18 protein-coding genes are annotated in these 22189 nt (G+C 66.0%); 8 read left to right on the top strand and 10 right to left on the bottom strand.

Translation table 11 applies throughout. From position 1 onward, the window contains the following. Nucleotides 1-165: 165 nt before the first annotated feature. Both hslU and hslV read right to left on the bottom strand, forming a co-directional pair. Nucleotides 166-1503, bottom strand: coding sequence for an ATP-dependent protease ATPase subunit HslU (gene hslU, locus PQU96_RS15755; protein WP_272773355.1), 1338 nt, complete (start codon nucleotides 1501-1503; stop codon nucleotides 166-168). A gap of 31 nt (nucleotides 1504-1534) precedes the next feature. After that, nucleotides 1535-2071 (bottom strand): ATP-dependent protease subunit HslV, encoded by a 537-nt coding sequence (hslV, locus tag PQU96_RS15750; protein ID WP_272773354.1) that lies wholly within the window; start codon nucleotides 2069-2071, stop codon nucleotides 1535-1537. A 188-nt stretch (nucleotides 2072-2259) separates the two neighbouring features. On the opposite strand from hslV, the gene PQU96_RS15745 reads away from it, so the two are divergent. The 6 genes from PQU96_RS15745 to PQU96_RS15720 all read left to right on the top strand — a co-directional run bounded on the left by PQU96_RS15745 (nucleotide 2260) and on the right by PQU96_RS15720 (nucleotide 8537). After that, a complete protein-coding gene (locus PQU96_RS15745) occupies nucleotides 2260-2916 on the top strand; it encodes an energy transducer TonB (protein ID WP_272773353.1) in 657 nt (218 codons plus the stop codon). A gap of 12 nt (nucleotides 2917-2928) precedes the next feature. Further along, the gene (locus PQU96_RS15740; RefSeq protein ID WP_308446632.1) at nucleotides 2929-3594 is read left to right on the top strand and encodes a MotA/TolQ/ExbB proton channel family protein; all 666 of its coding nucleotides are present in this window, start codon (nucleotides 2929-2931) and stop codon (nucleotides 3592-3594) included. Continuing rightward, on the top strand, nucleotides 3581-3991 hold the full coding sequence (locus tag PQU96_RS15735; RefSeq protein WP_272773351.1) for an ExbD/TolR family protein: 411 nt from the start codon (nucleotides 3581-3583) through the stop codon (nucleotides 3989-3991). Before PQU96_RS15740 ends, PQU96_RS15735 begins: the two co-directional genes overlap by 14 nt. Before the next feature lie 109 nt (nucleotides 3992-4100). Then, nucleotides 4101-6308 (top strand): TonB-dependent receptor, encoded by a 2208-nt coding sequence (locus PQU96_RS15730; protein ID WP_272773350.1) that lies wholly within the window; start codon nucleotides 4101-4103, stop codon nucleotides 6306-6308. 147 nt (nucleotides 6309-6455) lie between these two features. Next, complete coding sequence (locus PQU96_RS15725) at nucleotides 6456-7136, top strand: Fe2+-dependent dioxygenase (protein WP_272773349.1); 681 nt, start codon at nucleotides 6456-6458, stop codon at nucleotides 7134-7136. A gap of 507 nt (nucleotides 7137-7643) precedes the next feature. Continuing rightward, the gene (locus PQU96_RS15720) at nucleotides 7644-8537 is read left to right on the top strand and encodes a LysR substrate-binding domain-containing protein (protein WP_272773348.1); all 894 of its coding nucleotides are present in this window, start codon (nucleotides 7644-7646) and stop codon (nucleotides 8535-8537) included. A 92-nt stretch (nucleotides 8538-8629) separates the two neighbouring features. On the opposite strand, the gene siaD is transcribed toward PQU96_RS15720, so the two are convergent. From siaD to PQU96_RS15685, 7 genes are all read right to left on the bottom strand, one after another. Continuing rightward, nucleotides 8630-9421, bottom strand: a complete 792-nt coding sequence (gene siaD, locus PQU96_RS15715; RefSeq protein ID WP_272773347.1) for a biofilm regulation diguanylate cyclase SiaD — start codon at nucleotides 9419-9421, stop codon at nucleotides 8630-8632. Further along, nucleotides 9418-9813, bottom strand: coding sequence for a biofilm regulation phosphoprotein SiaC (gene siaC / locus PQU96_RS15710; protein ID WP_272773346.1), 396 nt, complete (start codon nucleotides 9811-9813; stop codon nucleotides 9418-9420). The genes siaD and siaC overlap by 4 nt, the downstream gene beginning before the upstream one ends. 22 nt (nucleotides 9814-9835) lie before the next feature. Next, a complete protein-coding gene (gene siaB / locus PQU96_RS15705; protein ID WP_272773345.1) occupies nucleotides 9836-10378 on the bottom strand; it encodes a biofilm regulation protein kinase SiaB in 543 nt (180 codons plus the stop codon). Nucleotides 10379-10399: 21 nt separating this feature from the next. Next, nucleotides 10400-12388 carry a biofilm regulation protein phosphatase SiaA gene (gene siaA / locus PQU96_RS15700; protein WP_272773344.1) on the bottom strand — a complete coding sequence of 663 codons (1989 nt, stop codon included), beginning with the start codon at nucleotides 12386-12388 and terminating at the stop codon, nucleotides 10400-10402. A 245-nt stretch (nucleotides 12389-12633) separates the two neighbouring features. Beyond that, nucleotides 12634-15702, bottom strand: a complete 3069-nt coding sequence (locus PQU96_RS15695; protein ID WP_272773343.1) for an efflux RND transporter permease subunit — start codon at nucleotides 15700-15702, stop codon at nucleotides 12634-12636. Next, a complete protein-coding gene (locus tag PQU96_RS15690; protein ID WP_272773342.1) occupies nucleotides 15699-16922 on the bottom strand; it encodes an efflux RND transporter periplasmic adaptor subunit in 1224 nt (407 codons plus the stop codon). The genes PQU96_RS15695 and PQU96_RS15690 overlap by 4 nt, the downstream gene beginning before the upstream one ends. A 194-nt stretch (nucleotides 16923-17116) precedes the next feature. Then, on the bottom strand, nucleotides 17117-19480 hold the full coding sequence (locus PQU96_RS15685; RefSeq protein WP_272773341.1) for a putative bifunctional diguanylate cyclase/phosphodiesterase: 2364 nt from the start codon (nucleotides 19478-19480) through the stop codon (nucleotides 17117-17119). A 348-nt stretch (nucleotides 19481-19828) separates the two neighbouring features. Here PQU96_RS15685 and PQU96_RS15680 point away from each other — a divergent pair, with 348 nt between their 5' ends. Next, nucleotides 19829-21088 (top strand): nitronate monooxygenase, encoded by a 1260-nt coding sequence (locus PQU96_RS15680; RefSeq protein WP_272773340.1) that lies wholly within the window; start codon nucleotides 19829-19831, stop codon nucleotides 21086-21088. A gap of 78 nt (nucleotides 21089-21166) precedes the next feature. Here the strand turns inward: PQU96_RS15680 and PQU96_RS15675 are convergent, their stop codons facing one another. Further along, nucleotides 21167-21343 (bottom strand): hypothetical protein, encoded by a 177-nt coding sequence (locus PQU96_RS15675; protein ID WP_272773339.1) that lies wholly within the window; start codon nucleotides 21341-21343, stop codon nucleotides 21167-21169. Nucleotides 21344-21559: 216 nt separating this feature from the next. Here PQU96_RS15675 and PQU96_RS15670 point away from each other — a divergent pair. After that, nucleotides 21560-22189 (top strand): YidB family protein (locus tag PQU96_RS15670; RefSeq protein ID WP_272773338.1); only part of this gene is annotated, 630 nt, incomplete at its 3' end.

Below are 22189 nucleotides of genomic sequence, written 5' to 3'. Positions count from 1 at the left end.
CCGCCACCAAACCGTTACCCGCACCGCCAGCCAAATATTCAAATCCCGCCTTTTTACGCCGGATTTTTGTATTTACCCGCTTTTGAAACGTTAACGGCCGCCTGACGGCGGCCGCTGACGCTGACGCTGACAAGGTTGGCCGCAAGCCTGCGGCCAACCTTGTACTTACAGAACGTAACGCGCCAGGTCCTCACGCTGTGCCAGCAGATCAAGCTTGCTGTCGACGTAGTCGGCATCCAGTTCGAAGCGGCCGGCCTTGCCGTCGAAGGCGAGGCTCTCCAGCAGCTTCTCCATCACGGTATAGAGACGACGCGCACCGATGTTCTCAGTCTTCTCGTTCACCTGCCACGCGATCTCTGCCAGGCGCTGGATGCCGCTGTCGGCAAACACCAGCTCAATGCCTTCGGTGGCCAGCAGCGCCTGGTACTGGCGGGTGAGGCAGGCGTCAGTGCTGGTGAGGATGGCCTTGAAGTCGTCGACCGACAGCGAGTCTAGCTCAACGCGGATCGGGAAGCGGCCCTGCAGCTCCGGGATCAGATCCGACGGCTTGGACAGGTGGAAGGCACCAGAGGCGACGAACAGGATGTGGTCGGTCTTGATCATGCCGTACTTGGTGGTGACGGTGGTGCCTTCCACCAGCGGCAGCAGGTCGCGCTGCACGCCGGCACGCGAGATGTCGGCGCTGTTGCCTTCGGCGCGACTGGTGACCTTGTCGATCTCGTCGAGGAACACGATGCCGTTCTGCTCGACATTGCGCAGCGCCTCGGCCTTGATCTCCTCGTCGTTGACCAGCTTAGCCGCCTCTTCGTCGATCAGCAGCTTGTAGGCTTCGGCGATGGTCAGCTTGCGCGTCTTCTTCTTGCCGGCGTTGAGGCCCTGGAACAGGCCCTGCAGCTGGCTGGAGAAGTCTTCCATACCCGGCGGGCTCAGGATTTCCATGCGCGCCGGCGCCTCGGCCAGCTCGATCTCGATTTCCTTGTCGTCCAGTTCACCCTCGCGCAGCTTCTTGCGGAATTTCTGGCGGGTGGCGCCGTCTTCCGGCTTGTCGCCGGCGGGCTCTTCGGTGAAGAAGCCGGCCGCTTGCCGCGGCCGTGGCAGCAGCACGTCGAGGATGCGTTCTTCGGCGCCGTCTTCGGCGCGGTGACGGTTGCGCACGATGGCGGCGTCACGCGCCTCCTTCAGCGCCACTTCCACCAGGTCGCGGATGATGGTGTCGACATCGCGGCCAACGTAGCCGACCTCGGTGAACTTGGTGGCTTCCACCTTGATGAACGGCGCGTTGGACAGCCGCGCCAGACGACGGGCGATCTCGGTCTTGCCGACGCCGGTCGGCCCGATCATCAGGATGTTCTTGGGGGTGATCTCGCTCTTCAGCGGCTCGGCCACCTGCTGGCGGCGCCAGCGGTTGCGCAGGGCGATGGCGACGGCGCGCTTGGCGGCCTGCTGGCCGATGATGTGCTTGTCCAGTTCGTGGACGATTTCCTGTGGCGTCATGGTGGTCATGGAGATATCCGCAGTAAAGGTTGGCCGCAACTCAGCCCAGGGTTTCGATCAGGTGGTTGTGATTGGTATAGATGCAGATGTCGCCGGCGATCTCCAGCGACTTCTTCACCACCACTTCCGGATCGAGATCGGTGTTCTCGAACAGCGCGCGCGCAGCGGACTGGGCGAAGGCGCCACCGGAGCCGATGGCGGCGATGCCCTGCTCTGGCTCCAGCACGTCGCCGTTGCCGGTGATGATCAGCGTCGATTCGAGGTCAGCGACGATCAGCATCGCCTCCAGCCGGCGCAGCATGCGGTCGGTACGCCAGTCCTTGGCCAGCTCCACCGCCGAGCGCACCAGATGGCCCTGGTGTTTTTCCAGCTTGGCCTCGAAGCGTTCGAACAGGGTGAAGGCGTCGGCGGTACCGCCGGCGAAACCGGCCAGCACCTTGCCGTGATACAGGCGACGCACCTTGCGCGCGGTGGACTTGATCACGATGTTGCCGAGGGTTACCTGGCCGTCGCCGCCCAGCGCCACGCGCTGGCCACGGCGCACCGATACGATGGTAGTTCCGTCAAACTGCTGCATTGCCTGCCCCAATAAAGTGCGACCACGGGATGTCGGTCGATCTTTTCAATATGTAGCCAGCCACGCATTAATCAAGCGCCCGCTACCGGCACCTGCCCCCCATTCTGCCGCAGCGCCATCACGCCGAAGTTGACCCCTCGCCTTGTCGTCGATAATATAAACGAGAATTACTATCAAGATGATTTGCAATGAAATCCTCGTTTTCACGCTGCACCACGCTGGCAGCCATCACCGCCGGCCACGTCGGCCTGCTGCTGTCGATGAGCCACGCCGCGCCGCCGGCGCAGCCGCCCCAGGCGCTGCCGATGGAAATGGTGACCATTCCGACACCGGCCCCGGCCATCCGCCCGGCTCCGCCCGCGCCGGTCAAGACGGCGACCGTCAAGCCGCACAAGGCGGCGCCAGCACCGCGACCGCTACCGGCGCCCATCAAGCCATCACCGAAGGCGATCACCACCGACACCCGCGCCGAGGCCGACACCAGCAAGACCTCGGCCGTAGCCGAGGCGCCGGTCGCCAGCCGTAGCGAGCCCGCGCCGCCGGCACCACCGGCACCGGTCGTCCCGCCGACCCATATCGGCGGCCACCTCGGCAACCCGCGTCCCGCATATCCGCCGCTGTCGATCGAGCTGGGCGAAGCCGGCGCCGTTGGCCTGCGTGTGGCGGTCGGTGCCGACGGCCGCGCACAGGAGGTCAGCGTCGCACGCTCCAGCGGCTTCCCGCGCCTGGACCGCGCCGCGCTGCAGGCGGTACGCAACTGGCGCTTCCGTCCGGCGACGCGCGGCGGCGAGGCCATACCCTATACCTATGTCTTCAATGTCGATTTCGACCTCACCAAAGCCTGAACCATGAATCTGATGCTGACTTTCCAACAGGGCGACGCCATTCTGGTGTCGGTGTTCCTGATCCTGATCGCGATGTCGATCCTCACCTGGTACTTCATCGCGCTGCGCGGCTGGCGCGCGTGGCAGGTACGGCGCAACAACCGCGCCTCGGAGGCCACGCTGTGGGCGGCCGCGTCGTGGAGCGAAGTGGAAACCGCGCTGCAGGGCAGCGAAGCCCCGGTGGCACGCCTGACCCAGGACGGCCTCGGCGCGCTGCGCCAGTACCGCCAGCACAGCGCCAGCTCACTGGGCCAGAGCTGCAGCCTGGATGAATACCTGACCCGCGCGCTGCGCAAGCGTCTGGCGCAGGAACAGCAACAGCTGGAGGGCGGCATGACCTTCCTCGCCACCATCGGCTCCACCGCGCCGTTCATCGGCCTGTTCGGCACGGTGTGGGGCATCTACCACGCGCTGGTCAATATCGGCGCCCAGGGCCAGGTGTCGATCGCCACCGTCGCCGGCCCGATCGGCGAGGCGCTGGTCGCCACCGCGGCAGGCCTGGCCGCCGCCATCCCGGCGGTGATGGCCTACAACACCTTCGTGCGCCTGAACCGCGTCATCAACCAGGACATGGATCACTTCACCCACGACCTGCACGCGCAGCTGCTGACCCGCGGAGGTGAAGATGGCGTTCGGTAGTTTTGACAAGGGCGCCGACGCGCCGATGGCCGAGATCAACACCACGCCGCTGGTCGACGTGATGCTGGTCCTGCTGGTGGTGTTCATCATCACCGCGCCGCTGCTGACCAATGCGGTGAAGCTCGACCTGCCACAGGCCAGCGCCGCGCAGCATCAGGACAAGCCGCAGGCGATCCGGTTGGTGATCGACGCCGAGGGCAAGATGTTCTGGAACGACGCACCGGTGGAATCCGGCGCGCTGCGCAGCCGCTTTGCCGAGGCCGCCGCGGCCAACCCTGAAGTCGAGCTGCACCTGCGCGCCGACAAGTCGGTGCGCTACGAGCTGGTCGCCATCACCCTCGCCGACGCGCAAAGCGCCGGTGTGAGCCGTATCGGCTTCGTCACCGAAGCCGACTGATTTTCAGCTAGCCGATTTTTCCCGCGCGTACCATCCCTGACGCCACGGCCCGCCGGCCGTGGTGCGGGACGCGTGTTGTCTTCAACCTTGCACACGGACTACCACAATAATGAAACGGCATCTCACCCCCTCTGCCGCCATCGCGCAGAAAAAACTACCGAAGAAGATGATGGCAGGCGTACTGGCCGTCAGCCTGGCGCCGGGCCTGGCGCTGGCCGACGACACCAAGAGCAACGACACCGCCCAGCTGGAAACCGTCAAGGTGCAGGCGCAACAGGCGCCACGCGGCAGCTACAACGCCGCCACCACCACGCTGGGCAAGCAGAAGCAGGCGCTGAAGGACGTACCGCAGGCGGTATCGGTGGTCACCCGCCAGCTGATCGCCGACCAGGGCGATATCAACATGAAGGACGTGCTGAAGAACGTGTCCGGCATCACCTTCGTCGCCGGCGAGGGCGGCCGCTCCGGCGACTCCATCATCCTGCGCGGCTTCTCCGCCTTTGGCGACACCTACCGCGACGGCCAGCGCGACGTGGCGCAGTACAACCGCGATCCGTTCAACGACGAGCGCATCGAGGTACTGAAGGGCGCCAGCTCGATGCTGTTCGGCCGCGGCTCCACCGGCGGTGTGATCAACCAGGTCAGCAAGACCCCGTTCGCCGGCGAACAGGTGGAACTGTCCACCACGGTCGGCACCAACGACTTCTATCGCGGCACCGCCGACATCAACCAGGCGCTGTCCGACACCGCCGCCATCCGCCTGAACGTGATGGCCACCAACGACGGCAGCCCGGACGGCATCAGCGAATCCAAGCGCCACGGCATCGCGCCGTCGATCGCCTTCGGCCTTGGTGAGCCAACCACCATCGTGCTGTCGCACATGCAGCTGAAGGAAAACAACACCCCGATGCTGGGCGTGCCGTTCGACCCCAACACGCTGCAGCCCATCGACGTGCCGGTGGACCGCTACTACGGCCTGCAGGGCATGAACAGCGAGGACATCACCGCCGACATCAGCACCGTGCGCGCCACCCACAAGCTGGACAGCAAGAACGAGATCGCCGCCCAGCTGCGCGTCGGCCGCTACGACCGCGAAGTGATCGTGTCGCAGCCACAGCTGCGCAACTCGCCGGCCGGCACCCCGGTCACCGACGCCACCCAGCTCGGCTACAGCGGCAAGCTGCGCGGCTCACTGAACGAGACCCAGTCGCTGAGCATCGATTACAACGGCAAGTTCGACACCGGCAGCCTCGGCCACGAACTGCTGGCCGGCGTGGAGCTCACCCGCGAGACGCAGAACGCGTACAGCATCCGCGCCACGACCGCGATCCCGAACGTGGTCGGCAGCGTCGGCAATCCGGAAGGCTTCTACACCGGCGGCTACACCCGCCACCGCTCCAACGACTTCGTGACCCGCAACCTGGCCGCCTACGTCACCGACACCGTGGCGCTGAACCCGCAGTGGAAGGTGATGGCCGGCCTGCGCATGGACCAGCTGGAAGGCACCTACAAGACCTACAACACCACCACCGGTGCCCAGACCGGTGAAAGCAAGCGCGACGACCGCGGCCTCAGCTACCGTACCGGCCTGATCTGGCAGCCGACCCAGGCATCCAGCTACTACCTCGGCTACAGCAGCCTGATGAACCCGTCCGGCGAGGCCTACCAGTACGACCTGTCCGCCGGCCTCTCCACCGACAGACAGAAACCGGAGCGCAACAAGCACTACGAGGTCGGCGCCAAGTGGGATCTGGCCGACGGCGATGCCACCCTGCGCGCCGCCCTGTTCCGCACCGAGAAGCTGAACGAGCGCAACACCGACGCGCTGTCGCCGGATGTCGCCATCCTCTACGCCAAACGCCACACCGACGGCATCGAAGTGGAAGTGGCCGGCCGCCTCAGCGAGAAGTGGGAAGTGTTCGCCGGCGCCACGCTGATGGATCCGAAGATCGACCAGGGCTGGGCCAACAACGCGCCGACCGACGCCAACAAGGGCGCGGTGCCGAAATACACGCCGAAGAAGACCGCCAACATCTGGACCACCTACAAGGTGACCGACAAGGTCACCGCCGGTGTCGGCCTGTACTACACCGGCAAGCGCTACGTGGCCGACTCCAGCAGCGACCAGTCCAAGACCCGCTTCGCCCCGGGCTATGTGCGTACCGACGCGATGCTGTCGTACGAGGAGCGCAAGTACCAGGTGCGCCTCAACGTCAACAACCTCACCAACAAGAAGTACTACGACGCGCTGTACGGCGGCCATGCCTCCGCCGCATCGCCGCGCGAGGTGCAGCTGACCGTGGGCTACAAGTACTAAGTCCGCGCGCCTTGCGGCCAACCTTGTCGTCCAAAGGTTGGCCGCAAGGCCGTTGTGGCGAGCGCGGCAGAACGCTCGCCACAACGCTGGCAGGATGCGCCACCCCGTCCCCTGCGTCTGCCAACCCCGTTCTGATCAGGAAAACCCATGCTGCTGCACATCCCCGAAGTCCTCACCGCCGAAGAACTGTCCCACGCCCGCATGCTGCTGGCCAACGCCCAGTGGCAGGACGGCCGCGCCACCGCCGGCCACCAGGCGCTCGACGTCAAACACAATCTGCAACTGCCGCCACAGGGCGAAGCCACGCGCGAACTGGCGGCGCTGGTGCAGCGCGCGCTGGCACGCAATCCGCTGTTCATGTCGGCGGCGCTGCCCAAGGTCACCATGACGCCGATGTTCAACTGCTACCAGGGCGGCATGAACTACGGCAACCACGTCGACAACGCCATCCGCAGCGACCCGCTCACTGGCCAGTACGTGCGCACTGACGTGTCGTGCACACTGTTCTTCAGCAATCCGGACGAGTACCAGGGCGGCGAGCTGGTGGCGGAGGACACCTACGGCCTGCACAGCGTCAAGCTGCCGGCCGGCGACATGATCCTGTACCCGTCCACCAGCCTGCACCGGGTGGAGCCGGTCACCGCCGGCGCGCGGCTGGCCTCGTTCATGTGGACGCAGAGCATGATCCGCGACGACGCCAGGCGCGCGATGCTGTTCGACATGGATATGTCCATCATCGCGCTGCGCCAGCGGCTGGGAGACAGCGAGGAAGTGGTGAACCTGACCGCGCTGTATCACAACCTGCTGCGGATGTGGGCGGAGGTCTGAGCGGACATGCCGTTGCGGCCAACCTTGGCCGCAAGACAAAAAAAACCCGCCGGATCGTGATCCGGCGGGACACCGTGAGACAGAGCAAAACCCTGGCAAGCAGGGCCATACAGCCAGTACCCGGCGACGCCGGACACCGCGGTGATCCACCGCAGCACGACCCATTCGTTACTGCGGCATCACGCCTACACACCCCTGTCGGACAGGGCTGGTTCCTCATGGTGTCCTTGCCGGCCACGCCGCAAGCACACCCTTCAATTCGTCTGGCCACCCGCCGCAAGCGGGTCGTGCCAAAAAAGCCGGCAGAACAAAAACAATCTTGCGCCGGAGCAGCGCATGAAATTATTGCATTGCTGAAAGATGACGCGTCACGACAAGCCGTTCCGCACAATGCGCTAAGTCATTCATCTTTATCGGCAGCGCGCTAGAGAATACGGGCAAGGCCCATGGTTGACAAAGCATTAATACGCATGTTTACCATGCATAAAACTCATGACGACTCTGTAGATGAAACTCCCTCCCCTCAACGCGCTGCGCGTGTTCCTGGTGGCAGCCGAACAGCTGTCGTTCACCCGCGCCGGCGATACCCTGCACCTGACCCAGGGCGCGGTCAGCCGCCACATCCAGGCACTGGAAGCGCACTACGGCCTGCAGCTGTTCGTGCGTCAGGCCCGCGGCCTGGCGCTGACACCGGAGGGCATGGCACTACTGCCGGCGGTACGCGACGCCTTCCACCGCATCGAGGCGGCCAGCGACGCCATCAACCGCCGCAGCCGCGAGCTGCGCATCAAGACCAGCCCATCGATCGCCGCACGCTGGGTACTGCCCAAACTGGCCGGTTTCCGCGCCCGCCATCCGCAGCTGATCGTCAGCATGATCTCGATCACCGGTTTCGACCCCAACTTCAAGAGCCGCGAGTACGACATCTCGTTCCAGGCCAGCCTGACCAAGGAGCCGGGGCTGGTCTACCACCGCCTGCGCCCGGCGCGCTTCATTCCGGTGGCGGCGCCCGCACTGTTCGGCAGTGCCGCGCCACCGGCACCGGACGCGTTCCGCGACTACCCGCTGCTGCACCCGTCGCACGCCGACAACTTCTGGCAGCACTGGTTTACGCTGGCCGGGGTGGAGGTCAGCGGCAATCTCGACGCCTACACCTTCGACACGCTGGACCTGGCGATCACCGCCACCCTGCGCGGCATGGGCATCACGCTGGCCGACGAGAGCATGATCGGCGAGGAGCTGGCCAACGGCAGCCTGATCGCGCTGTCCGACATCGCGCTGCAGACCGAATGGGCCTACTACCTGATCTACCCGCAGGAACTGGCCGACCTGCCGAGCGTGATCGCGTTCCGCGACTGGGCGCTGGCGGAATTCGCCGAAACGGGCGCCGGCAACGGCTGATGCCGGCGCAGGACCAAGGAAATACGGGGAAACGGATGCGGCAGAACGCCGCGAGGGAGTTTTGTCACCGCCGTGGCCGGCGGTGACCTGGCTCAGTCGGCCAGTCGCTGGCTGTCGCGCCCGTCGCGCTTGGCCTGCAGCAGCGCCGCATCGGCGCGGTTGAGCAGCCCGGAGTAGCTCTCGCCCCCGCCACGGTACTGTGCCAGCCCCGCGCTGATGGTGACCGACAGCACTTCGTCACCGACGCGTACCTTCAGCTGGCCGATGCAGCCGCGCACGCGGCGGACGATGTCGTCGGCCAGCGCCAGCGTCGATTCCGGCAGGATGATCAGGAATTCCTCGCCGCCCCAGCGGCCGCACAGGTCGTACTCGCGCACCTCCGCCTCCATCACCCGCGCCGTCTCGATCAGCACGGTGTCGCCGACATCGTGGCCGTGGCCGTCGTTGATGTTCTTGAAGCGGTCGATGTCGAGCATGGCGACGCAGAAGGGGTGGCCCAGGCGTTCGCTGCGCTCCATCTCCGCCTTCAGACGCTCGATCAGCGGGCGGCGGTTGGCCAGCGCGGTGAGCGGGTCGTGGGTGGCGGCTTCCTTCAGCGCGATATTCAGCTCGCGCATCATGTGCTGGTAGCGGTCGGAGATGCGCGCCACCTTTTCCAGCTGGCGCAGCTGCTTGTCGAAGCGCTCGGCCAGGCTCAGCTCGCGCTGCCGCGCCATGCTCTGGTAGGCGTCCGACATGCGGGTGATGCGCTCCATGCGGTTGAGCAGCTCGCGGTACTGGAACCACAGCTGGCCGAGCGTGAAGTTGAGCGGATGCTCGCGCAGGTCCGGATCCGCCAGCTGGCGCTTGATCAGCTCTTCCAGCTCACCGTTGTCGCGGCTCATGATGTGCTGGTCGCCGAATCCAGCGCGACAATGGCAAACGGGAAGGTACAGTCTTCCTTGAATTCTTCCGCCAGCTCCGCCACCCGCTCGTTGCGCGGGTCATAGCGCCAGTTCACCGCCACCGGCTTGCCTTCGTGGTGTGCGTCTTCCAGCAGGTCGAAGATGTCCATCATCGCCTTGATGCTGCTGGTATTGAGGTACAACAGGCGCAGCTCCAGCGTCAGCGGGCGGCCGGCTTCCAGCAGGAAGCGCTCGACCCAGCTGAACACCTGCTGGAACAGTTCGTAGGAGTTTTCCGGATAGGAATCCCCCTGCATCGACAGGGTACCGTGGTCCCAGTCGCCGTCGATGGCGGGAGTGGATTGACTGCCGGGGATGGAGAAATTGCTCATCGTCTGGGTGCTCGGTAAAGGTTCAGATCTCGGCGCGCAGGCTGACAAAGGCGCGGCCATCCGTCAACTGCCGCAGGCTGGCCTGCAGCGGTGCGCTGGACTTGCGGGCGATGTCGATCAGCCCCAGCCCCGCGCCGCTGGCGGCCTCGGCCTCGCGCGGCTTGCGCAGCTGCTCCTTGTAGCGCGCCTTCAGCGCCGCCTTGTCGAGGCTGGCCAGCTCGTCGATGCAGGCTAGCAGGGCCTCGCCGTCGGCCTGCTCGATGATGTTGCCGGCGGACACCACGTAGTGACCGGCGTCGTTGCGCGCCACCACCACGGTGGCGCTGGCGTCGGTCTCGGTCCAGCCTTTTTGTTGCGCGTAGTGGCGGATGTTCTGTGTCAGCTCGATGTAGACACCGAACACATCCATCGCCGACGACGGATGTGCGTGATCCGCCGCCAGATAATTGCGCAGCGCGTTGCCAATTTCCTCGATCAGGCTGCGCGAGATCGGGCCATTGAAGCACAGCATGATCTGCTGGCGGTTATAGCTCTCGCGCATGCTGAACAGGTCAAACGGTTCCATGGAAGCCCCCCTGGTTGAGCATCAGTCAAAACGGAAACACAGCATGGTGATGTCGTCGCGCTGCGCGTGCTGCCCCTGATACTCGGCCAGCGTGGCGCTGAATGCCTGCCCCTGCTCGTCCAGCGGCAGGCGGGCATGGCGGCGGATCATGTCGGCGAAACGGCTGCTGCCAAAGCCGTAGCCCAGTTCGCCACCGGCCTGGTCGAGGAAACCGTCGGTGGTCATGTAGAAACTGCGCCCGGCCTGTAGCGGCAACTGTGCATTTTGGTACTCGCCGATGCGTTTGTCACCAATGGCGCGCCGCGCGCCGGGCAGCTCGCCGACATCGTCGCCGTCGCTGTAGTAAAGCGCGATCTTGGCGCCGGCGAAGGTGACGGTGCGCGCCTGCAGGTCGACGCAGGCAAAGCCGGCGTCCATATTGGTGGCCAGCACGTGGCCGTCGCGCTCCTCGCGCAGCATGCCGCGCAGGATGCGGTCGCAGCGGGTCAGGATGCCGGCCGGATCGTCCATGCCGGCGTCGACGATCGCCTGGTCGATGGCGGCGTGCGCCAGCATCGTCATCAGCGCGCCCGGTACGCCGTGGCCGGCGCAATCGACCACGCCGAACAGCAGGGTGTGTTCGCCGGCCCGGTAGACGTAGAAATCGCCGCCGACCACGTCGCGCGGACGCCACAGCACCGCGTGCTTCTGCCCCAGCGCCTGCACCAGCTGGCGGTCGGGCAGCATCGCGCGCTGGATCAGGCTGGCGTAGTCGATGGAGTCGCCGATCTTCTTGTGCGCGGCCGCCATCTCGCGGTTGGCCTCTTCCAGCGCGCGGGTGCGTTCGCGCACCCGGTATTCCAGCTCGCTGGTATGGCTGCGCACCTTGTGCGCCATCACGCCGAAGGCGGCGCTCAGCTCGCCGATCTCGTCGTCGCGCTCCGCCGGCAGCGCTACCTCGTACTGCCCCGCCGCCATCGCCTGCGCCGACTTGCGCAGCTGGCTGATCGGACGCAACACCAGCTTTTCCACCGCCCAGGCAAAACCCAGCAGCAGCGCCGCCAGCAGCACCGCCAGCGCGATCAGCGCCGGCGTCAGCCACGGGCCGTCGAATACCCGTGCCGCATTCAGGTCCACCGCGGTCACCACGTGCCAGCCCAGCTCCGGAATGAAGCTCAGCGCCAGCAGTTGCGGCTTGCCGCCCAGCGTCGCCTGCAGCATCGCCACCTCGCCGGGACGGGATTCGGCCTGCCGCATCGCCAGCCGCAGTGCCTGCCGCTCCTGGTCATCGGCCAGCTGCTGCTGCAGGCCGCCGTGCAGCGCCCCCTTGCCGGAGACGGAATTGAGCGCGATCAGGCGCGGATCGGGGTGCGCCTGGATCGCGCCCTGGCGGTTGAGGATCATCGGCGTGATGCCGGCCTCGCGGCTACGGACGAAGTCGTTGAGGAAGGTGGTCAGCTCCAGCCCGGTACCGGCCAGGCCGACCTTCTGCCCGTTCTCGTGCACGATGACGTTGATCCACGCCTTGGTCACGTTCAGCTGGCTGTCGTGGTTGACGTTGATGTTGAAAGTAGCGGTATCGCGCAGGGTATTGAAGTACCAGCTGTCGTCGGCCTTGTCGGCGCGCAGCAGGTAGCGTGCGGATTCGGTGTGCGGGCTCTTGCCGTCGTTGAAGTAGTAGGCGTGCGTGCGGTTGCTGATCAGGAAGTAGGAGTGGTCGCGGAAATCGCGGCGGTAACCCTCCGCCTCGCGGAAGAACAGCTGGCGCTTGGCGACGTCGGTCTCGTCGCGCAGCCACTGGCGGGTGACCTCGGAGTCGGCCAGCCGCAGCGACAGCGCCAGCTCGCGCGACAGCGGCGCGAAGATCTTCTCGCGCTGCAGCAGGGTGGTGTTGCGCGCGAAGGCCTCGCCGAAGTGGGTGCGGATGCTGTCCACCACCTGCCAGCCGATCAGCGCAGCCGGCACCAGGGCAATAAGACAGGCCAGCAATAATGCCAACAACGATTTTCCCCGCAGACCCAGCATTGCCATGTGCATCTCTTTATGTCTTTTGATAATCAATGGATTATGCCGCGCGGACCGGGGGGGCGGCAATCAAGCCGGCGCGCGCCGGCCTGCGGCCAACCTTGATCGCGACCGCGCACTACAGTTGTCAGCAAATGACCGCAGTTACATAAAGCATTAACTATCAAATCATAGAAACAGGACGACATAAAAAACGACAGCCCGGCATCGGAATGCCGGGCTGTCGCGATGCCGTCCGGACCGCTAACACGCTACACCGCCTGCGGCACGGCGGCGCGCCGCGACCCCAGCTGGTCGAACCACAGGTACAGCACCGGGGTGATGTACAGCGTGATCAGCTGCGAGAACACCAGCCCGCCGACCACCGCCAGACCCAGCGGCTGGCGCAGTTCGGCGCCGGCGCCCAGCCCCAGCGCAATCGGCAGCGCGCCCATCATCGCCGCCAGCGTGGTCATCAGGATCGGGCGTAGCCGCAGCAGGCAGGCGGTGCGGATGGCGTCGAACGGGGTCATGCCCTGCTCGCGCTGCGCCGCCAGCGCAAAGTCGATCATCATGATCGCGTTCTTCTTCACGATGCCGATCAGCATCAGGATGCCGATGCTGGCGATGATGGTCAGCTCCTGCCCGGACAGCATCAGCGCCCCCAGCGCGCCCATCGCCGCCGACGGCAGGCCGGCGAGAATGGTCAGCGGGTGGATGTAGCTCTCGTACAGCACCCCCAGCAACACGTAGATCACCAGCACCGCCACCGCCAGCAGCACGGTCTGGCTGCCCTGCGACTGGGCGAAGGCGGCGGCGTCGCCGCCGTAGCTGGTGAAGATGCTGGCCGGCAGGCCGATGTCGGCGGCGATCGCCTTCAGCCGGGTATCGGCATCGCCCAGCGCCACGCCGGGGGCGAGGTTGAACGACACCGTCACCGCCGGCAGCTGGCCCTGGTGGTTCACCGACACCGGCCCGACATTGCGCTGTACGCTGGCCAGCGCCGACAGCGGCACCAGCGTACCGTTGCTGCTGCGCACCGACAGCCGCGTCAGGTCGTTCTCGTTGATGCGGTAGCGCTCGTCCAGCTGCATCACCACCGGGTAACTGTCCGACGGGGTGTAGATGGTGGACACCTCGCGCTGGCCGAAGGCGGCGTACAGCGTGTTGCGGATCGCCTGCAGGCTGACGCCCAGCTGCGCCGCCTGTTCGCGGTTGACCAGCAGCTGCGCCTGCAGCCCCTTGAGCTGGGCGTCGCTGGTCACGTCCTGGAACATCGGCTCGGCGCGCATCGCGCGCTCCAGCTTGTCCGACCACTCGTACAGCGCCGCCGACTCCACGCTCTGCAGCACGTACTGGTAGCGGCTCTTGGACGAGCGGCCGCCCAGGCGCAGGCTCTGCACCGGGTTGATGAACGAGGTCAGCCCGGTGACGCGGCCCAGCTCGCGGCGCAATTCGCCGACCACGCTGTCCATGTCCGGACGTTGGCCGCGCGGCCTCAGCGACACGAACATGCGCCCGCCGCCGCTGTTCAGCGACGAGGTGACGCTGGCGACGTGGCGGTTGTCGCGCACGATGTCGCTGGCGCGCTGCTGCAGCTCGGCCAGCCGCTGGTAGGACACGTCCTGGCCGGCATCGGTAATGATGGTGATCTGGCCGTTGTCCTCGTTCGGGAAAAAGCCCTTCGGGATCGCCATGAACATCCACGCCGAACCGGCGAAGGTCAGCAGCGCCACCAGCAGCGTGGTGCGGCGCCAGTGCAGCGCCCCGTCCAGCGTGCGCTGGTACGCCGCCAGCACCGTGGCGAAGGCGCGCTCGAAACTGCGCGCCAGCGGATTGTGCAGCGTGCTGTGCGACTGGTCGCCGCGCAAAAAGCGTGCGGCCAACATCGGGATCAGCGTCAGCGACACCAGCGCCGACACCAGCACCGCCATGGTCACCACCACCGCGAATTCGTGGAACAGCAGCCCGATCACGCCTTCCATGTAGAAGATCGGGATGAAGATCGCCACCAGCGACAGCGAGATCGACACGATGGTGAACGCCACCTCGCGCGAGCCGCGCAGCGCCGCCTCCAGCGCCGACAAGCCCTGCTCGCGGTAGCGCACGATGTTCTCCAGCACCACCACCGCGTCGTCGACCACCAGCCCCACCGCCAGCGTCAGCGCCAGCAGCGTGATGTTGTTGAGGCTGAAGCCGAGGAAGAACATCAGCGCCAGCGTGCCGATGATGGACACCGGCAGCGACAGCGCCGGGATCGCCGTCGCCGCCGCGCGCTGCAGGAAGATGAAGATCACCATCACCACCAGCGCCACCGTCAGCATCAGCGTCAGGTTGACGTCGTGCACCGCCTCGCGGATCGACTCCGAGCGGTCGCTCAGCGGCGCAATGCGCACCGAGCCGGGCAGCTGCGCCTCAAGTTTCGGCAGTGCGGCGCGGATGGCGTCGACCACCGCCACGGTATTGCCGTCGGCCTGGCGGAACACCGCCAGCACGATGGAGCGCTCGCCGTTGACCCAGCTGCCGGTCTTCAGGTTTTCCACGCTGTCTTCCACCGTCGCCACGTCGGCCAGGCGCACCACGCTGCCCTGCCTCTGCGCGATCGCCAGCGCGGCGAATTCGGCGGCGTTGCGCAGCTGGCGGTTGCTCTGGATGGTGAGGATCTGCGCCGGGCCTTCCAGCGTGCCCAGCGGCGTGTTGACGTTGGCCGCACGCACCGCGGTGGCGATGTCTTCCAGCGTCAGGTCCAGCGCCGCCAGCTTCTGCGGGTCCGGCTTGATGCGCACCGCGTAGCGTTTCTGGCCGAAGATCTGCACCTGCGCCACGCCGTCCAGCGTCGACAGCGTCGGCGACACCAGGTTTTCGGCGTAGTCGTTGAGCGCGGTCAGCGCCAGCGACGGCGAGTTCACCGCCAGCAGCAGGATGGGTGCGTCGGCGGGGTTGACCTTGCGATAGGACGGCAGCTGCGTCATCTCCTCCGGCAGGCCGCGCTGCGCGCGCAGCAGCGCGGCCTGCACGTCGACCGCGGCGGCGTCGATGTCGCGGCTGGGCACGAACTCCAGCGTGATCGAGGTGCTGCCCTGGGTGCTGCTGGAGCTGATGATGCTGATGCCGGGAATGGTGGCGAACTGCTTTTCCAGCGGCGTGGCCACCGACGAGGCCATGGTTTCCGGGCTGGCGCCGGACAGGTTGGCGGAGACGTTGATGGTCGGCGTGTCGAAACTCGGCAACGCAGCGATCGGCAGCCGCCCCAGCACCAGCAGGCCGCCGATCACCAGGCTCAGGCACAGCAGCACCGTCATCACCGGGCGGCGGATGCACAGTTCGGACAGGTTCATCATGGCGCCACCCCGGCTGCGGCGGAGGCGACTGCCTTGCGGCCAACGTTGGCCGCAGGCGCCGGGCAGCTGGTCATCTCAGACTGGGCGGCGGCGTTCGCCGCGCGCGGCCTGGCACGGCTCACCGTCACCGTCTCGCCGGGGCGCACGTTCTGGCCACCGCTGCTGATCACCCCGGTGCCGGCTGCCATGCCGCGCACGATGGCCTGCTCGTCCTGCACCGCCAGCAAGGTCAGCGGCAGGCGCCGCACCTTGTTGTCCTTGTCCACGCCGTAGGCGAACTGGCCGTCGGGGCCGGTCACCAGCGCCGCCACCGGCAGCGCCACCGCGTCGCGGTAGTGGCCGGCATCCAGCGTCACGCGCACGAACTGCCCCGGCCACAGTGCGCGGCCGGCGTTGGCAAACTGCGCCTTGAGCAGCACGTTGCCGTTGCTGCTGTCCACCGCGCTGTCGATGAAGCTGAGCTGCCCCTGATGGCAGCTGCCGTCGGCCTCGTTCAGCGCGTACACCGTCAGCGGCGCCTGGGCCTGCGCCTGACGCACCGCCGGCAGCTGGCGCTCCGCCAGGTAGAAGCTGACCGCCACCGGTGCGACGCGGGTGATGGTCAAGAGCGGGCTCGCCATCGACGGCTGCACCAGCGCGCCCGGCGACAGGCTGATGGCACCGACCTGGCCGGCCACCGGCGCGCGTAGCGTCTTGCGCGCCAGTTGCACCTGCACCGCGTCGATCTGCGCGCGGTCGGCGGCAAGGTTGGCCGCAAGCGACTCCACCCTCGCCTGCACCGTGTCCAGCGCGCTCTGGGAGATGAACTGCTGCTGCTTCAGCTCCTGGCTGCGCGCGAGCTCGCGGCGGGCGATGTTCAGCTGCGCCTGGTTGGCGGCCAGCGCGGCACGCGCCTTGGCCAGATCCGCCCGCTCGGCGGCAGCGTCCAGCTGCACCAGCACCTCGCCCACCGCCACCTGCTGTCCTTCGCGCACGCGGATGGCGGCGATCACGCCGCTGTCCTGCGGCCGCAGCTCCAGCCGGTCCAGTGCGGTGACGTTGCCGTTGGTGCTGAGACGGATGCTGGCCGGCGCGCTGCTGACCGGGCTGAGCTCGACACTGGTGGCGCGCTTGCCGCGCGCGGCGTTGGCCGGCGCCGGGGAATGGGCGCCCTGCTGCCACCAGATGGCGCCACCCAGCGCCGTGATGACCGCCGCCACGAGGAGGGGTTTGTGCTTCATGACTATGCCTGCCGTTAGGCCCGCGCCCGTCACGGCGGCTACCGACGGAATGCATCCGGGGCCGGTGCGGCGCGGGGAATCTGAGAAGAAGGAATTCGCTGCGTAGCACGCAGATTAACGGCTAACCATGAAAATCGGGAGCGGCAATTCGTTAAGAAATCTTGTATGGCATGGGGGATGGGCCGCGGCCACACTCAGCGCACGTGCTGGTGGAAGTGCTCCAGCTCGGCCAGCGGCATCGGCCGTCCGTACAAAAAGCCCTGGTACAGCTCGCAGCCGTGCTCGTAGAGGAACTGCTGCTGCGCCTCGGTCTCCACCCCTTCGGCCACCACCTGCAGCGACAGGCTGCGGCTGATGGACAGGATGGCGGTGACGATGGCGGCATCGTCGGCGTCGCAGGTCATGTCGCGGATGAAGCTCTGGTCGATCTTGATCTGGTCCAGCGGCAGCTTTTTCAGGTAGGACAGCGAGGAGTAGCCGGTGCCGAAGTCGTCCATCGAGAAGCGGATGCCCATCTGGCGCAGCTGGTTCATCTTGCGGACGGTGTCGTCGACGTTGTCGATGACGATGCTCTCGGTCAGCTCCAGCTTCAGCCGGGCCGGCGGCGCGCCGGTTTCGGCCAGGATGGTGCGCACCTCGTCGACGAAGCCGGCGTGGCGGAACTGGCGGATGCTGACATTGATCGACAGCGTCAGTGCCGCGTACTGCGGCTGGCGGGCCCAGCGCGCCAGCGTCTGGCAGGCGCTACGCAGCACCCACTGCCCGATCGGCAGGATGGTGCCGGTTTCCTCCGCCAGCGGGATGAACTGGCTCGGCGAGATCCAGCCGACCATCGGGTGCTGCCAGCGCAGCAGCAGTTCGGCGCCGACCAGGTGGCCGTCGCGATCGACCTGCGGCTGGGCGTAGATCTGCAGCTCGTTCAGCTCCTGCGCGTGGTACAGCGCACTCTGGATCACCGCGCGGATCTCCAGCGCGTACTGCATCTCGATATTGTAGAAACACAGCGTGTTGCGGCCGGCGGCCTTGGCGTCGTACAGCGCCAGATCGGCCTGCTTCAGCAGGTCGTCCAGCGAGACGCTGTCGCCATGGAACAGGCTGATGCCGATGCTGGCCGTGGTCTGGAATGCGCGCGATCCGTCCTTGCGCTCGAAGGAAAATGGCAGGCCGACCGCCAGCCGGATCTGCTCCCCCAGCCGCTCCGCGTGGCTGGAGGCGTTGGCCTCATCCTTGCCCAGTCCTTCCAGGATCACCATGAACTCGTCGCCGCCGAGCCGCGCCACGGTGTCCTCGGCGCGCACGCACTCGCGCAGCCGTAGCGCGATGCACTGCAGGAAGCTGTCGCCGACATCGTGACCCTGGGTGTCATTGAGGGTCTTGAAGTGGTCGAGGTCGAGCAGCAGGATCGCGCCATACTGCTGGCTGCGCTCGCTGCGCACCAGCGCGTAGCGCAGCCGGTCGAGGAACAGGCGCCGGTTGGGCAGCTCGGTGAGCACGTCCTGGAACGCCAGCGTGCTGATCTGCTGCTGGTAGGCCTTGCGCTCGCTGATGTCCTCGATGAAGCTGATGAAGTAGTGCGGCCGGCCGTCGCCGTGACGCACCAGCGACACCGTCAGGTTGGCCCAGACCGGCGCGCCATCGCCACGCAGGTAGCGTTTTTCCAGCTGGTAGGTGTCGATCTCGCCGGCCAGCAGCTGCGTCACCCGCGCCAGGTCGGCGTCCAGATCCTCGGGGTAGGTCACCGCCTGGAAGGTGCGTGCCAGCAGCTCGGCACGCTCGAGACCGAGGATGTCGCACAGTTTGCGGTTGACCTTGAGCAGGCTGCCGTCCGGCGCCACCAGCGCGATGCCGACCGCGGCCTGCTCGAAGATCGCCTCGAAGCGTTCGTCACGTTCCTGACGCGCCAGCAGCAGATCCAGCTCCGCGCGGCGCAGCGCCTGCTCCAGCAGCTGGCGCTGGTGATAGGTCCACAGCAGGCTGCCCATCACGAAAAACCCGAGCAGCTGCACGCCGGCCAGCGTCAGGCCGGAATCGACAAACAGGCCCCAGCCCTGCTGCCACGGCGGAATCAGCAGCAGCGACAGCGCCTCGGCCAGCCCGGCCCAGCCGCCGACCAGCAGGCCGAGCCGCAGCGGGTGCGAGACCAGCCGCAGCGACGCCGGAAACGGCTGTGCCGCCAGCAGCGGCCGACTCTGGTAACGCAACAGCCACAGCGTGCCCAGCAGGTTCAGCATCAGCCCGAACACGCCGGCCACGGCGCCGGTGCCCCCCAGCTGCAAACGGAACAGGCAGCCGGCCAGCGCGGTGATGCCGCCCACCCACGGCCCGCCAAACAGGATGGCAACCGCGAGAATGGCACCGCGCGCATCAAGAATCACCCCTGGCGCCACCGCAAACGGATAGGCCAGGGTGTAGAGCATGGCACCGGTAAAGATCAGCGCTAGCGCCGCATTGCGCCAGCGCAGCCGTGCACCGGGGATGACCGCCAGCACCGCCACATACAGCCCGAACAGACCGAGAATGGGCAACAGTGTTGGCAACAGTCCAAGCAGTACCGCCATAAGCCGGCCTCTTCGACACACCACGACACGCAATCGCGGCACCGCCAGCACGGGCCGCCCGTAAATGACATGCAAATAGCAATGTTCAGGTATCACTATAGCCAGCAATCCCCGCTTGAAAAGCAGAACCACTGGCAATTGTCATGACGCGATGCCGAACGTTGGCCGCAACAAATAGTCCCACCCTTGCGCGCCACAATCGCTCCTGCAAACTGCCGGCCAGTGCCGGCACACGTGACGAGACCGGGCAGGGTCGGAAATGGTATGATATTGGGCGAGCAATTACTCTAAAGCTGGTCTGCGGCCAGGATCGCGGCCCCCGGCAACACGGAAACGGACACCAAAGCAATGAAGTGCGTAGATGACTTTCGCCTGAAACTGGGCGACAAAGAGCTGGTCCCCATCATCACCGGTGGCATGGGCGTGGACATTTCCACCGCCGCGCTGGCGCTGGAAGCCGCCCGCCTTGGCGGCATCGGCCACATCTCGGATGCCATGGTGCCGACCGTTACCGACCGCCGCTTCAACACCAAGTACGTCAAGGACAAGCTGAAGCAGTACAAATTCAACGTCGAGAACAGCGACAAGTCGGTGGTGCAGTTCAACCTCGGCCTGCTGGAAGAGGCGACCAAGCTGCATGTCGGCCACACCATGGACGCCAAGCGCGGCGACGGCATGGTGTTCATCAACTGCATGGAAAAACTGACCATGAACGCGCCGAAGGACACCCTGCGTGTCCGCATGCGCGCCGCCATGGACGCCGGCATCGACGGCATCACCCTCGCCGCCGGCCTGCACCTGGGCAGCTTCGCCCTGATCGAGGACCACCCGCGCTTCCGCGACGTGAAGCTGGGCATCATCGTGTCGTCGCTGCGCGCGCTGCAGCTGTTCCTGAAGAAGAGCGCCCGCACCAACCGCCTGCCCGACTACATCGTGATCGAAGGCCCGCTGGCCGGCGGCCACCTCGGCTTCGGTCTCGACTGGGCACAGTACGACCTGGCCACCATCGTCGCCGAGATCCGCGACTGGCTGGTCGAGCAGAAACTGGACATCCCGCTGGTCCCGGCCGGCGGCATCTTCACCGGCACCGACGCCACCAATTTCCTGGAAATGGGCGCCGCCGCCGTACAGGTCGCCACCCGCTTCACCGTCACCCGCGAATGCGGCCTGCCGGAGAACGTGCAGCAGGAGTACTTCAAGGCCAGCGAGGACGAGATCGAGGTCAACCAGATCTCGCCGACCGGCTACCCGATGCGCATGCTGAAGAGCAGCCCGGCGATCGGCGACATCATCCGCCCCAACTGCGAGGCCTACGGCTACCTGCTCGACGCCTCCGGCAACTGCCAGTACATCGATGCCTACAACCGCGAACACGCCGCCCACCCGGGCGAGCGCCGCGTACGCATCTGGGACAAGACCTGCCTGTGCACCCACATGCGCAACTTCGACTGCTGGACCTGCGGCCACTACACCTACCGCCTGAAGGACACCACCCATCGCAACGCCGATGGCAGCTACCAGATCCTCAGCGCCGAGCACGTGTTCCACGACTACCAGTTCAGCAAGGACAACCGCATCGCCCTGCCGGAAGGCAGCGACACCGTCTGAACGCCACCCAAACAAAAAGCCGCCGCTCTTCGGGAGCGGCGGCTTTTTTTATTTGCGGCCAACCTTGGCCGCAACGGCTTACTTAGACTGCGGCTTCACCTGCTGCAGCAACTGCCCCAGCAGTGGATTACCCTTGCCGGTGGACTTGCCGTCGTTGGAATCCTTGCCGAAACGGTCTGGCGATCCCTTCTTGCGGATATCGTCTTTCAGCTTGACTGCAGCCAGGCGCTGCATGTCGAAATAATTGATCGGCATGATACTCTCCCAAAATGCGAACGCGGCAGTATGCGCTAGTCGCGAGACAAAGTCCACGTCATTGCCGTCATCCGGCCACGGCAACACAAATAGAAACAGCAGCTTAGCCAAACACGCCACACACCGGCAAGCCGCGGAGGAACATCCGCGACAAACGCATTGTCTGTAACCTGACTATGGTTTAAACCAGAATCTCCCCCAACAGAAAGGTCGATCATGAGCCTGTTCAATCAACTTGGCAGTCTGCTGGATAACGGCGGCGACAGTAACTGGTTAAGCAGCGCCAATACGCTGCTGGAGCAAAACGGCGGCGTCAGCGGCCTGGTCGAGAAATTCCAGAGCGGCGGTCTGGGCGAAATCGTCAACTCCTGGGTCGGCACCGGCAGCAACCTCGGCATCACCCCGGAACAGATCGAATCGGTGCTCGGCCAGAGCCAGCTCGGTGATATCGCCGCCAAGCTGGGGCTGGACAGCAGCCAGCTGTCGCAACAACTGGCCGAGCATCTGCCCACCCTGGTCGACAGTCTGACACCGGGTGGCGAGCTGCCTGCCGACAACCTGCTGGCACAAGGCCTGGACCTCGCCAAGGGGGGCTGTTCAACCGCTGAGCACGGGAGTGGTTGCCGGCCCCATATCCCGACAAGGTGGGCAAGGTTGGCCGCAGTTAGCCCCAAAGCCAAGCCCGGCCGCCAGGCCGGGCTGTCTGCCTTCTCGGCCTCGTGCGCGCCACAAAGCACAAAGCCCAGCTCGATTGAGCTGGGCTTCGTAAGGGGCGTCTGGCGGTGTCCTACTTTCACACAGGTATCTGCACTATCATCGGCGCTAAGGCGTTTCACGGTCCTGTTC

Origin of the sequence: Vogesella margarita (assembly GCF_028548475.1) — a bacterium.
Taxonomy (GTDB): Bacteria; Pseudomonadota; Gammaproteobacteria; order Burkholderiales; family Chromobacteriaceae; genus Vogesella; species Vogesella margarita.
The sequence above is the reverse complement of the archived record's forward strand: the minus strand, read 5'-3'. Positions and strand labels throughout refer to the sequence as shown.